This window comes from Paraburkholderia sp. GAS448 (assembly GCF_050435685.1).
In the GTDB taxonomy this organism is placed as follows: domain Bacteria; phylum Pseudomonadota; class Gammaproteobacteria; order Burkholderiales; family Burkholderiaceae; genus Paraburkholderia.
The window spans coordinates 11,782-25,135 of sequence record NZ_JBNDKT010000002.1; the positions used below are offsets into that span (position 1 = coordinate 11,782).

The following is a 13,354-nucleotide window of genomic DNA, read 5'->3' on the forward strand; positions in this document are numbered from 1 at the left end:
CTCTTCCACCGTGTCATTTCTGAAGGAGCCAGCATGCAACTGAACATCAACGGCATCGAGACCCGATATGTGCTGAGCAACGAGGGCGGCGGCCCCTGGCTGACGTTCATTCACCAGCTCGGCGGCGACCTGTCGATCTGGGACCAGCTCGCGGGCTACTTCCGCGACGATTTCACCGTGCTTCGCTACGATGTGCGCGGACACGGCGCAACAGCGGTTCCCGACCGGCCGTTCAGCGTTGCCGATCTGTCCCGCGATCTCGCCGCGCTACTCGACGCACTCGGCGCGCCGCATACCCATCTCGTCGGCATGTCGATGGGCGGCATGATCGGGCAACAGTTCGCGCTCGATTACCCGGCGCGCGTCGACACCTTGACGCTCGCCGACACATCAAGCGGTACACCGCCCGAAGGCCGCGCGATATGGGATCAGCGCGCGGCCGCGGCGCGCTGCGACGGCATGGCCGCGCTTGCGCCCGCGACGCTTGGCCGCTGGCTCACGTCCGATTTTCAGACATCGCATCCGGAAGTGGTCGAACCGATCCGCGACGTCTTGCTGCGCACGTCGCCACAGGGCTATGCACTCGCCTGCGAGGCGCTGCGCGATTTCGACATGCGCGAGATGGTCAATGCCATCCGGGTGCCCGCTCTCGTGGTCGCAGGCCGCCACGACACAAGCATACCGCCCTCCGTCACGGAAGCCACCGCAAGTGCCATTCCCGGAAGCCGTTTCGAACTGCTCGACGCCGCCCACCTGGCGCCGATCGAACAATCGCACCGTTTTGCCGCATTACTTGAAACGTTTCTTGCAACCGGGGTCTAAACTGTAGATTCGGACCTCTTCTATGCGCGTTACTCCGGGTCCACCCCTTGAATTCCAAACCCTATGCTCCATCTACGGCACAGGAACGGCCAAGGAGCCAACGGAAATATAAGGAGTGTCGCCATGCAGATGATCTATAACAGCCCCAACTATTGTGTTGTCGAGTTTCCGCCCGAAGACGGCCATCTCGCCATGCGTTCCGGTGGCTACGAGATTGTTGACAAGACCATGCAGCGCGAAATCTACATCGACGGCGCAATGGCGGCGCGTTTTCGTGAACATGTGCAAAAGCTGATCGAAGAAGAGCCGTCACTCGACGAAGTGGACGAATTCCTCGGACAGTTCGACAGCCTGATGCATCAGCCGGTCATCCTTCATTGACACGTCGCCCTGGCGACACCCCCTGAAACCCCGTCCGGCCGGACGGGGTTTTTTTAATGCATTCCGGGAAACGACACCCCGTGCCCGCCCGCCATGCGGCCACGGGCGGGGCGCAGCCGCCGTGCTGCGGCTACAATGACGAGTTTCCCGCATATTTCGGCGCAAGCCCTTGCCAGCCATGAACCAGCCTGCCCAATCCGTTGTTCCAGCCGGACCCGCCGTCGCCTATACACGCGGCGCGACCCTGCCCGCGCTTCTGAAGTCGCGCATCCTGATCCTGGACGGCGCGATGGGCACGATGATCCAGCGCTACAAGCTCGACGAGGCGCGCTATCGCGGCGAGCGTTTCAAAGACTATTCACGCGACATCAAGGGCAACAACGAACTGCTGTCGATCACCCAGCCGCAGATCATCAGCGAGATTCACGAACAATATCTCGCCGCGGGCGCCGACATCGTCGAAACCAATACGTTCGGTGCAACGACCGTCGCGCAGGCCGACTACGGGATGGAGAGCCTCGCGGCCGAGATGAATCTCGAATCGGCAAAGCTCGCGCGCGCAGCCTGCGACAAATACGCGACAGCCGACAAGCCGCGCTTCGTTGCGGGCGCAATCGGACCGACGCCGAAGACCGCGAGCATTTCTCCAGACGTGAACGATCCGGCAGCTCGCAACGTGACGTTCGACGAACTGCGCACCGCGTATTACGAGCAGGCGAAGGCGCTGCTCGACGGCGGCGTCGATCTGTTCCTTGTCGAAACGATCTTCGATACGCTGAACGCCAAAGCTGCCCTGTTCGCTCTTGACGAACTGTTCGAAAACACAGGCGAGCGTCTGCCGATCATGATCTCGGGCACGGTAACCGACGCGTCGGGCCGCATCCTGTCGGGGCAGACGGTCGAAGCGTTCTGGAATTCACTGCGTCACGCGAGGCCGCTCACCTTTGGTCTGAACTGCGCATTGGGCGCGGCGCTGATGCGCCCGTACATCGCGGAACTGTCGAAGCTGTGCGACACGTATGTATCGTGCTATCCGAACGCTGGCCTGCCGAATCCGATGAGCGACACCGGCTTCGACGAGCTGCCCGCCGATACGTCCGGCTTGCTTAAGGAATTCGCCGAGGCGGGACTGGTGAACATCGCGGGCGGCTGCTGCGGCACGACGCCGGAGCACATCGCCGCAATCGCGCAGGCGCTGGCCGACGTCAAGCCGCGCAAGTGGCCAACCCAGTACCGCGACGCGGCCTGACGAGCGCTTCACGCTTTACCCTCAATACCGCATCCGACGCACGCAACCGAATCAGGCACAAGACATGACCGATCACACCATGCGCCTCTCCGGCCTCGAGCCGTTCAACGTCACCTCTGGCGCGCTCTTCATCAACGTCGGCGAACGGACCAACGTGACCGGCTCGAAGGCGTTTGCCCGCATGATTCTCAACGGCCAGTTCGACGAAGCGCTTGCGGTTGCACGCCAGCAGGTCGAGAACGGCGCGCAGGTCATCGACGTCAACATGGACGAAGCGATGCTCGATTCGAAAGCCGCCATGGTGCGCTTCATGAATCTGATCGCATCGGAGCCGGACATCGCGCGCGTGCCGATCATGATCGACTCGTCGAAATGGGAAGTAATCGAAGCGGGTTTGAAGTGCGTGCAGGGCAAGGCGATCGTCAACTCGATCTCGCTGAAGGAAGGCGAAGAGGCGTTCCGTCATCACGCGAACCTGATCCGCCGCTATGGCGCGGCCGCCGTCGTGATGGCCTTCGACGAACAGGGGCAGGCCGATACGTTCGAGCGCAAGACGCAGATCTGCAAGCGCTCGTATGACTTCCTCGTGAACGAAGTCGGTTTCCCGCCGGAAGACATCATCTTCGATCCGAACATCTTCGCGATTGCCACCGGCATCGAAGAACACAACAACTACGCGGTCGACTTCATCAACGCGACCCGCTGGATCAAGGAAAACCTGCCGTATGCGAAGGTGAGCGGCGGCGTGTCGAACGTGTCGTTCTCGTTCCGCGGCAACGATCCGGTGCGCGAGGCGATCCATACCGTGTTCCTCTATCACGCGATCCAGGCGGGAATGGACATGGGCATCGTCAACGCCGGACAGCTCGGGGTGTATGCCGACCTCGATCCGGAATTGCGCGAGCGCGTCGAAGACGTGGTGCTGAATCGCCGTCCGGACGGCACCGACCGCATGCTCGAAATCGCCGACAAATTCAAGACCGGCGCCGCGAAGAAGGAAGAGAACCTCGAGTGGCGCAACCAGCCGGTCGAGAAGCGTCTCGCGCATGCGCTGGTGCTTGGCATCACGAACTTCATCGTCGAAGACACCGAGGAAGCCCGCGCAAAAATCGCCGCCGAAGGTGGCCGCCCGATCAACGTGATCGAAGGCCCGCTGATGGACGGCATGAACATCGTCGGCGACCTGTTCGGTCAGGGCAAGATGTTCCTGCCGCAGGTCGTGAAGTCGGCGCGTGTGATGAAGCAGGCCGTCGCGCACCTGATCCCCTTCATCGAAGAAGAAAAGAAGCTCATGGCCGAAGCCGGCGGCGATGTGCGCGCGAAGGGCAAGATCGTCATTGCGACCGTGAAGGGCGACGTGCACGATATCGGCAAGAACATCGTGTCGGTGGTGCTCCAGTGCAATAACTTCGAAGTGGTCAACATGGGCGTGATGGTGTCGTGCAACGACATCCTCGCCAAAGCAAAGGTGGAAGGCGCGGACATCATCGGTCTTTCGGGACTGATTACGCCGAGCCTCGAAGAGATGGCTTACGTCGCCTCGGAAATGCAGCGCGACGACTACTTCCGCGTGAAGAAGATTCCGCTTTTGATCGGCGGCGCCACGACTTCGCGCGTCCATACGGCCGTCAAGATTGCACCGAACTACGAAGGGCCGGTCGTGTACGTGCCGGATGCGTCGCGTTCGGTGTCGGTGGCGTCGAGCCTGTTGTCGGATCAGGGCGCGGCGAAGTACCTCGAAGACCTCAAGGCCGACTACGACCGCATCCGCGACCAGCACGCGAACCGCAAGGCCCAGCCGATGGTCACGCTTGCCGAGGCGCGCGCCAACAAGACGAAGATCGACTGGGCCGCTTACCAGCCCGTGAAGCCGAAATTCATTGGCCGCCGCGTGTTCAGGAATTTCGATCTGAACGAGCTGGCGAACTACATCGACTGGGGGCCGTTCTTCCAGACGTGGGACCTCGCCGGCCCCTATCCGGCGATCCTGAACGACGAGGTTGTCGGCGAATCGGCGCGGCGCGTGTTTTCCGATGCAAAGTCGATGCTCGCACGCCTGATTCAGGGACGCTGGCTGCAGGCCAACGGCGTGATCGCCCTCTTGCCCGCCAACACGGTCAATGATGACGACATCGAGATCTACACCGACGAATCGCGCTCCGAAGTTGCACTCACGTGGCGCAACCTGCGCCAGCAAAGCGTGCGGCCGGTGGTCGACGGGGTGACGCGGCCGAACCGTTCGCTGGCCGACTTCATCGCGCCGAAGGATTCGGGCGTCGCCGACTACATCGGCATGTTCGCGGTGACGGCCGGTCTTGGTGTGGAAGCGAAGGAAAAGCAGTTCGAAAAGGACCACGACGATTACAGCTCGATCATGCTGAAGGCGCTCGCCGACCGTTTCGCGGAAGCATTCGCCGAAGCGATGCACGCCCGCGTGCGGCGCGACCTGTGGGGCTATGCGAGCGACGAGACGCTGTCCAACGACGACCTGATCCACGAGAAGTATCGCGGCGTCCGCCCGGCGTCTGGGTATCCGGCGTGCCCGGATCACCTCGTGAAGCGCGACATGTTCAGCTTCCTGCACGCCGACGAGGTGGGAATGAGTGTGACCGAATCGCTCGCAATGCTGCCTGCGGCGAGCGTATCGGGCTTCTACCTCGCGCATCCGGACAGCACGTACTTCTCGGTCGGCAAAATCGGCCAGGACCAGCTGGAGGACTACGCGAAGCGGATGAACCTGTCGAGGGCCGATGCTGAGCGGGCTCTGGCGCCGCAGTTATAAGCACCCCACTATATCGCCAGCCATAGCCTGAATATTTCCGGCAGCGGGTTTTTCGTCTTTGTAGACTGCAACGGCCTGACCCTGCCAGACGCCACAGAAAAACGCGTCGGCTCAACGACTTGTAACCGACCCGGAGAAACCCGTATGAAGAAGCTGACGCTGTTGTTGACTGGACTTTCGCTGGCTTTCGGCGCCTCGATGGCGCGGGCGCAGCAACCCGCGGCACCGACCGAGGCGAGCGCGGTCAGCTCATACTCAGCGCCCACGGAAAAGCATGTGAAAAAGCCGAAGAAGGCAAAGCAGCCGAAGAAGGGGGCTTCAGCGCCGATGGCCGCGCCCGCGGAAGGCGCCAGCCAGTAGGCAGTGGCTGCAACCCAGACGAACGAGCCCGCTTGCAGCGGGCTCTTTTTCATCGATTCAGCGAAACATGCGGTGCCGGGACGCCGGCCTGATCGCGCGTTTCGCGCGCCGCCCGGAGTCCGGCGGCGAAGTCAGACGCCCCAGAGGACGTCCGTATTTTCCTTCTGCGCCGCGCGCAGCATGTCAAGGAACGGGAACGCCCGCTGCGCGAGGCCGACTGGAATCTCATGATGCTCGCGGCCTTCCTCACCTTCATGGAAGTGGCCATCGTGCTCGGCACGTTCCTTCTTGTCGGTAGTGATGGCGGCTTCGAGTTTCGCGATCGCGACTTCGAGTTCGTCGTGGCTGATGACGCCGCGTTGGCCAAGCCGCTTGCCGACAATGCCGACAAGATACTGGGCGAGATTCTCCAGCATCACCACGTCCGGGCAGGCGTGGCATTTGAACGTAATCAACATGGCAGTTCCCTTTTCGTTATGTTGGATCCGCGCGTGCAGCGGCCATCAGGACGCTTCCGCACTGGTCCCGCCGGCTCGATCGTAGGCACCGGCTGACCCGGCTCTGGCCGGGTATCTCATTGGACATATTAGCACCTGCTAAAATTCGTCTGGACGGAAAAAGCGCGCCCCGCTGCGCCGGACAACCTTCGCCGGAACGACCGGCTTCGCCTGCCCACCCGCTGCGGCCGGCGTCGCAGGCGAATGCCTGACAGTGCCGATGACGGCCACGAGGCCAGTCTGGATGCGAGCCCAGAGCCGGTGCGGCACCCGCTTTCCCCCCATTTGACGGACTGGCTGCGCGCACCGCGCACAGCCGGAGCCGCTCCCGATTACACGGACTGTCTCACTGGACTCGCAACAAGCATGCTGCCTGCACATAAACAAACCCTCGAAACACTGTTCGCCGACGCCGTGAAGCAGGTCGCTGAAGCGGCCCAGGGCGCAGCCGACGCGGCCTTCGTCGCCCCCGCCATTACGCTCGAACGGCCGAAGGTCGCGGCCCATGGCGACGTCGCGTGCAACGTCGCCATGCAGCTCGCCAAGCCGCTGCGCGCGAATCCGCGCCAGCTCGCCCAGCAGCTCGTCGACGCCGTGCTGGCGCACCCCGCGGCTCAGGGTCTCGTCGAAGGCGCGGAAGTGGCGGGGCCTGGCTTCATCAACCTGCGTCTGTCCGCTACGTCGAAGCAGGCGGTTGTCAGCGCCGTGTTTGCCGGAAAAGAGACGTTCGGCCATTCGGCGCGCGAGGCAGGCAAGCACGTGCTGGTCGAATTCGTGTCGGCCAATCCGACCGGCCCGCTGCACGTCGGCCATGGCCGTCAGGCGGCGCTCGGCGATGCACTGTCGAACGTGCTGGCTTCGCAGGGCTATGACGTTCATCGCGAGTTCTATTACAACGACGCCGGCGTCCAGATCCAGACGCTCGCCCTGTCGACCCAGGCTCGCGCGCGCGGCCTGAAGCCCGGCGATGATGCCTGGCCGGAAAGCGCCTACAACGGCGAGTACATCGCCGACATCGCGCATGACTACCTGAACGGCGAAACGGTCGCCGCGAAGGACGGCGAGCCGGTCAAGGGTACGGGCGACGTCGAAGACCTCCACGCGATCCGCCGCTTCGCGGTGGCCTATCTGCGTCACGAGCAGGACATGGATCTGCAGGCGTTCGGCGTCAACTTCGACCAGTACTATCTGGAATCGTCGCTGTACGAGGAAGGCCGCGTCGAGAAGACCGTCGCGGCACTGATCGCCGCCGGCAAGACCTACGAGCAGGAAGGCGCGCTATGGCTGCGCACCACCGACGACGGCGACGACAAGGACCGCGTAATGCGCAAGACCGACGGCACCTACACGTACTTCGTGCCGGACGTCGCCTATCACGTCGCAAAGTGGGAACGCGGCTTCACGAAGGTCATCAACGTGCAGGGCTCGGATCACCACGGCACGATTGCGCGCGTGCGCGCCGGTCTGCAGGGGCTCGGCATCGGCATTCCGAAGGGCTATCCCGACTACATCCTGCACAAGATGGTCACCGTGATGCGCGACGGTCAGGAAGTGAAGATCTCCAAGCGCGCGGGCAGCTACGTGACGGTGCGCGATCTGATCGAATGGTCGGGCGGCGCGACGCCGGGCACGGAAACGTCGCCGGACCTGCTCGACGAAGCGACGATCCGTCGGGGCCGCGATGCGGTGCGCTTCTTCCTGATCTCGCGCAAGGCCGATACGGAGTTCGTGTTCGACATCGATCTCGCGCTCAAGCAGAACGACGAGAACCCGGTGTATTACGTGCAATACGCGCACGCCCGGATCTGCTCCGTGCTCAACGAATGGAAATCGCGCTACAACGCCGACGAAGCCGTGCTGCCGACCGTCGACCTGGCGCCGCTGTCGACCGAGCGCTCGCTCGCGCTGCTGCAGAAGCTCGCGGAGTTTCCGGACATGCTCGAACATGCGGCGAGCGAACTGGCGCCGCACGCGGTCGCGTTTTATCTGCGCGACCTCGCGGGCGAATTTCACTCGTTCTACAATGACAAGGCCGAACGCGTGCTCGTCGACGACGAACCGGCACGCAACGCGCGCGCCGCGCTGCTCACGGCGACGCGTCAGGTGCTGGCGAACGGTCTTGCGACGATCGGCGTCTCTGCTCCCGAAAAGATGTAACCCCCGTGGTTCGGCATGGGTGCGGCCGTCGTTATAATCGACGGTCGTTCCAGACTCTTTTTTCTTTGGCAGGTGATTCAGACGATGGCAAAACCACGCCGCACAACAAAGCAGTCTAAACAGACCGGTGGTACTTTTCTCGGTATCGTGCTGGGCCTGATCGTCGGCCTGGCGATCGCGGTAGTGGTGGCGCTCTATATCACGCGTGCGCCGACGCCATTTGTGTCGAAGGTCGCGCCGCCCGCCGCATCGGACACGGGCGCGAGCCAGCCCCAATACGATCCGAATCGCCCGCTGCAAGGCAAGACACCTGGCCAGCCGGTGCCGCAGGCCGCCCAACCCGCGCCGCCGAACACCGCGCCGGGTCAGACGACGAACCAGACGCAAACGTCGGGCATGCTCGAAGAACCGCAGATCGTTGAAGTGCCGCCGTCGAATGCGAACGGTGTCGCTGTTGCGCCGAAAGCCGCGACCGATAACACAGGCAGCAGCGCCGCACCGGCGAAGAAGCCGCAAACGGCAGCGAACCCGGCTGCAGGCAGTGCCGGCACCGCGTACGCGAACAACGCGACATCCGCGCCGAAAGCTGGTCCGACGCCTGCGCCTGCTCCCACCGCGGCAGACGCGAACACCGGCTACTTCTTGCAGGTCGGCGCGTACAAGACCTCTGCGGACGCCGAGCAGCAACGCGCGCGCCTTGGCTTCCAGGGCTTCGAATCGAAGGTCACGCAGCGCGATGCGGGCGGTGTCACGTACTATCGCGTACGCATCGGACCGTTCTCGAAATTCGAGGACATGAACACGACGCGCCAACGCCTGTCGGATGCAGGCGTCGATACGGCCGTGATCCGCTTTTCCAAACAGTAGTCCGCCGAAGCGCAAGACCCGCGCCGCCGCCGAACCTTCGGCACGCGGTGCCGGTCTTACGCTCGGTGCGTCTGCCGTCCGGGTCGATCCAGTCGAAAAGGTAGCAGGCGCGTAGCGCCAGTCACCGTTACTCCGTACTCAGCCCTAACAGGTCAACAGAACATGAAGAAACTACTCAGCATTCTTTTCCTTTCACTGGGTCTCGTCGCAGGCGCAGTGCAGGCGGCGCCTGCCGCGCCGGTTGCCGGCAAGGACTACACCGCGCTGTCAACGCCGCAGCCGGTCGAAGTGCCCGCGGGCAAGATCGAGGTCACCGAATTCTTCTGGTACGGCTGCCCGCACTGCAACGAGTTCGACCCCTACCTTGAAGCATGGGTCAAGAAGCAGGGTCCGGACGTCGTATTCAAGCGCGTGCCGGTCGCCTTCCGTGACGACTTCATTCCGCATTCGAAGCTGTACCACGCGCTCGACGCACTCGGGCTCGCGCAGGAACTGACGCCGAAGATCTTCAACGAGATCCACGTCAACAAGAACTACCTGCTGACGCCCGAAGACCAGGCAAAATTCCTCGCGAAGAACGGCGTCGATCCGAAGAAGTTCATGGACGCGTACAACTCGTTCTCGACGCAGAGCGCGCTGCAACGCGACAAGAAGCTGATGGAAGACTACAAGATCGACGGCGTACCGACGCTCGCCGTGCAGGGCAAGTTCGAAACCGGTCCTGCCGCGACGAACAGCCTGCCTGGCACGATCCAGGTGCTGGATTACCTCGTCTCGCAGGTCCGCGCCAAGAAGATGTAATGACACCGCACGCGCCGGCATGAGTACACCGTTGAAGGTTTTCATCACCGGCGCGTCGAGCGGCATCGGCCTCGCGCTCGCCGCCGAATATGTGCGGCGCGGCGCCGTTCTGGGCCTCGTCGCCCGTCGCGGCGACGCGCTCGCCGAATTTCAGCAGGCCCATCCGCAGCATCCCATCTCCATTTATCCCGCCGATGTCCGCGACGCAGACGCGCTTGCCGCCGCGGCAGAACAGTTCATCTCGCAATACGGCTGCCCCGATGTCGTGATCGCCAACGCCGGCATCAGTCACGGCGCGGTCACTGGCCACGGCGATCTCCGTGCGTTCCGCGACGTGATGGACGTCAATTACTTCGGCATGGTCGCCACTTTCGAGCCGTTCGCGCACGCCATGGTTGCCGCGCGCAAGGGCACGCTGGTCGGCATTGCGAGCCTCGCGGGCGTGCGCGGGCTGCCGGGGTCCGGCGCGTACAGCGCCTCGAAGGCGGCGGCGCAGAAGTATCTCGAAGCGCTGCGCGTCGAGATGCGGCCCCAGGGCGTCGCGGTGGTCACCATCGCGCCCGGCTATATCCGCACGCCGATGACGGCGCGCAATCCGTATCCGATGCCTTTCCTGATGGATGCCGACCGCTTTGCCGCGAAGGTCGCCAACGCGATCGCCCGCAAGGCGTCGTTTGCGGTCTATCCATGGCAGATGCGCGTCGCCGCAGCCGTGCTGCATGTGCTGCCGCGCTGGCTCTACGACATGCTGTTCGAAAAGGCGCCGCGCAAGCCGCGTGCGTCCGAATAATCGATGAGCACGCGTGCGCTCGACGCAGCAGGTGTCGTGCACGAACCGGCCGCGCCCGACGCACGCATTGTCTCGCTCGTGCCGAGCATTACCGAGTTGCTATTCGCGCTACGGCTCGACTCGCAGATCGTGGGACGCACCGGGTTTTGCGTGCATCCGCGCGATCGTGTGCGCCGGGTGCCGAAAGTCGGCGGCACGAAGGCGGTCAAGGTCGATGCGATCCGCGCGCTGCAGCCCACCCATCTGATCGTCAACATCGACGAGAACGAAGCAGAGACCGTCGATATCCTGCGCACCTTCGTTCCGCACGTCGTCGTGACGCATCCCTTGACGCCGCAGGACAACTTCGCACTCTATACGCTGCTCGGCACGATCTTCGATCGCGGCGCCGAAGCGCAGCGTTTGTCAGAAACGCTCGAATTGCGGCTGCAGGAAACCGGGCAACACGCGTGGCCGACGCAGCAGGTGCTGTACGCGATCTGGCGCGACCCATGGATGACGGTTGCGCGCAACACCTACATCTCGGCGATGCTTCGGCTTGTCAACTGGCAGACACTGCCGGCGGCGCATGGCGGGCGCGCAGGCGCAAACCGCTATCCTGTCTTCGATCTCGACGCACCATGGCTCGCCGACGTCGATCGGGTGCTGCTGTCGAGCGAGCCGTACCGCTTCACCGAAGCCCATCGCGCTGCGCTCGAGCGCGACCCGCGGCTGGCAGGAAAACGCGTCGAGCTGATCGACGGCGAACTGGTGTCCTGGTACGGCGTGCGGGCAATCGAAGGCGTGGGTTATCTGGCGAGGCTCGCATCGGCCAGTTAAGCCGGGCCGATCGCAGGCGCGAATGCGCGCCCAATATGGATATGCCGATTAAGTTGTTGTCGCTGCAACCACCCTTCGATAAGCTTTCTCCCAGGCGGGCGCGCCAGCCTGGACGCAGCGCCCGAGCCAAAAACGTACCAGAATAAAAAGATGTGCAGCCGCGCCGGTTGCCGTCATGCAACGAATCCGACGAACTGCCCGACCACGATTGCTATCGGAGATCCTATGCGCTTCAAACTGCTCGCTGCCGCCCTGCTCGCTACAGCGCCCGCGCTCGTCCTCGCCAAACCGCTGACCGTCTGCACGGAATCGAGCCCGGATGGCTTCGACGTCGTCCAGTTCAACTCGCTCGTCACGACCAACGCATCGGCCGATGTGATCTTCAACTCGCTCGTTTCATACGATGAAGCCGCAAGGAAGGTCGTGCCCGCGCTCGCCGAGAAGTGGGACGTCAGCGCCGATGGCCTCACCTACACGTTCCATCTGCGTCCGAACGTGCAGTTCCAGACCACCGACTACTTCAAGCCGACCCGCGCGCTCAATGCCGACGACGTCGTCTTCACCTTCGCGCGCATGCTCGACGAAAGCAACCCGTGGCACAAGGTGGCGGGCGCGAGCGGCTTCCCGCACGCGCAGTCGATGGGTCTGGTGAAGCTGGTCAAGTCCGTCTCGAAGGTCGACGACAACACCGTCAAATTCGAACTGAACGAACCGAACGCGACCTTCGTGCCGATCCTGTCGATGGGCTTCGCGTCGATCTATTCCGCCGAATATGCGGACCAGTTGATGAAGGCCGGCAAAGAGGTCGACCTGAACGCGAAGCCGGTCGGCACCGGCCCGTTCGTGCTGAAGAGCTACACGAAAGACGCGGTGATCCGTTACGACGTGAACCCGACCTACTGGGGCCCGAAGCCAAAGATCGACCGCCTGATCTACGCGATCACGCCGGACGCAACGGTGCGCGCGCAGAAGGTGAAGGCAGGCGAATGCCAGATCGCGCTGTCGCCCAAGCCGCAGGACGTCGCCGATGCGAAGACCGACAAGGCGCTTAAAGTGGTGCAGACGCCGGCGTTCATGACGGCGTTCGTCGCCCTGAACACGGAGAAGAAGCCGCTCGACAATCCCAAGGTGCGTCAGGCGCTGAACATGGCATTCGATCGGCCGACGTACCTGAAAACCGTGTTCGACAACACGGCGTCGCCCGCGACCAATCCCTATCCGCCGAACACCTGGAGCTATGACAAGTCGATCCAGGCGTACCCGTACGATGTCGCGAAGGCGAAGAAGCTGCTCGCCGATGCGGGCCTCGCAAACGGCTTCGAAACCACGATCTGGGTGCGTCCGAACGGCAGCGTGCTGAATCCGAATCCGAAGGCTGGCGCGGAGCTGTTGCAGGCGGACTTCGCGAAGATCGGCGTGAAGGCAGACGTGAAGGTGATCGAGTGGGGCGAGCTGATCAAGGAAGCGAAGCAGGGCCAGCATGACACGCTGTTCATGGGCTGGGCTGGCGACAATGGCGATCCGGACAACTATCTGTCGCCGCTCTTTAGCTGCAATGCGGTGAAGTCAGGGATCAACTTCGCACGCTACTGCGATCCGCAGCTCGACAAGCTGATCGCCGAAGGCAAGGCCACGCCGGATCAGGCAAAGCGCGCGAAGGCGTATGAAGCGGCGCAGAAGATCATCCACGATCAGGCGCTGTGGATTCCGCTTGGGTATCCGACTGCGGCAGCGATCACGCGCACCAACGTAAGCGGATATAACGTGAGCCCGTTCGGCCGGCAGAATTTTACGACCGTGAACGTGCAGTAAAAGAACCTCTTGCGCAT

Annotated in this window: 12 protein-coding genes; 10 read left to right on the forward strand and 2 right to left on the reverse strand. The window is 63.0% G+C overall.

Going from position 1 to position 13,354, the window contains the following annotated elements; translation table 11 throughout:
- The first annotated feature begins 33 nt into the window (after positions 1 to 33).
- From pcaD to metH, 4 genes are all read left to right on the forward strand, one after another.
- Positions 34 to 822: a 3-oxoadipate enol-lactonase gene (pcaD, locus tag P3T23_RS03715; RefSeq protein ID WP_429314860.1), complete on the forward strand. Its 789-nt coding sequence runs from the start codon at positions 34 to 36 to the stop codon at positions 820 to 822.
- A 123-nt stretch (positions 823 to 945) separates the two neighbouring features.
- A complete protein-coding gene (locus tag P3T23_RS03720) occupies positions 946 to 1,203 on the forward strand; it encodes a BTH_I0359 family protein (RefSeq protein ID WP_228875410.1) in 258 nt (85 codons plus the stop codon).
- Positions 1,204 to 1,381: 178 nt separating this feature from the next.
- Complete coding sequence (locus tag P3T23_RS03725; protein ID WP_429315334.1) at positions 1,382 to 2,452, forward strand: homocysteine S-methyltransferase family protein; 1,071 nt, start codon at positions 1,382 to 1,384, stop codon at positions 2,450 to 2,452.
- Between the two features lie 31 nt (positions 2,453 to 2,483).
- Positions 2,484 to 5,234 carry a methionine synthase gene (metH, locus tag P3T23_RS03730; protein ID WP_429315335.1) on the forward strand — a complete coding sequence of 917 codons (2,751 nt, stop codon included), beginning with the start codon at positions 2,484 to 2,486 and terminating at the stop codon, positions 5,232 to 5,234.
- A gap of 8 nt (positions 5,235 to 5,242) precedes the next feature.
- On the opposite strand, the gene P3T23_RS03735 is transcribed toward metH, so the two are convergent.
- Complete coding sequence (locus tag P3T23_RS03735; protein WP_429314861.1) at positions 5,243 to 5,647, reverse strand: hypothetical protein; 405 nt, start codon at positions 5,645 to 5,647, stop codon at positions 5,243 to 5,245.
- A gap of 78 nt (positions 5,648 to 5,725) precedes the next feature.
- Positions 5,726 to 6,052, reverse strand: a complete 327-nt coding sequence (locus P3T23_RS03740) for a DUF1840 domain-containing protein (protein ID WP_429314862.1) — start codon at positions 6,050 to 6,052, stop codon at positions 5,726 to 5,728.
- 405 nt (positions 6,053 to 6,457) lie between these two features.
- Here P3T23_RS03740 and argS point away from each other — a divergent pair, with 405 nt between their 5' ends.
- The 6 genes from argS (at position 6,458) to P3T23_RS03770 (ending at position 13,337) form a co-directional block, all read left to right on the forward strand.
- Entirely contained in the window at positions 6,458 to 8,248 is a 1,791-nt protein-coding gene (gene argS, locus P3T23_RS03745; protein ID WP_429315336.1) for an arginine--tRNA ligase, read from the forward strand.
- A gap of 84 nt (positions 8,249 to 8,332) precedes the next feature.
- Positions 8,333 to 9,115: an SPOR domain-containing protein gene (locus P3T23_RS03750; protein WP_429314863.1), complete on the forward strand. Its 783-nt coding sequence runs from the start codon at positions 8,333 to 8,335 to the stop codon at positions 9,113 to 9,115.
- Positions 9,116 to 9,277: 162 nt separating this feature from the next.
- The gene (locus P3T23_RS03755) at positions 9,278 to 9,916 is read left to right on the forward strand and encodes a thiol:disulfide interchange protein DsbA/DsbL (protein WP_429314864.1); all 639 of its coding nucleotides are present in this window, start codon (positions 9,278 to 9,280) and stop codon (positions 9,914 to 9,916) included.
- A gap of 19 nt (positions 9,917 to 9,935) precedes the next feature.
- Positions 9,936 to 10,706, forward strand: a complete 771-nt coding sequence (locus tag P3T23_RS03760) for an SDR family oxidoreductase (protein ID WP_429314865.1) — start codon at positions 9,936 to 9,938, stop codon at positions 10,704 to 10,706.
- A gap of 3 nt (positions 10,707 to 10,709) precedes the next feature.
- A complete protein-coding gene (locus tag P3T23_RS03765; RefSeq protein WP_429314866.1) occupies positions 10,710 to 11,525 on the forward strand; it encodes a helical backbone metal receptor in 816 nt (271 codons plus the stop codon).
- Positions 11,526 to 11,750: 225 nt separating this feature from the next.
- Positions 11,751 to 13,337: an ABC transporter substrate-binding protein gene (locus P3T23_RS03770; RefSeq protein WP_429314867.1), complete on the forward strand. Its 1,587-nt coding sequence runs from the start codon at positions 11,751 to 11,753 to the stop codon at positions 13,335 to 13,337.
- Positions 13,338 to 13,354 lie beyond the last annotated feature (17 nt).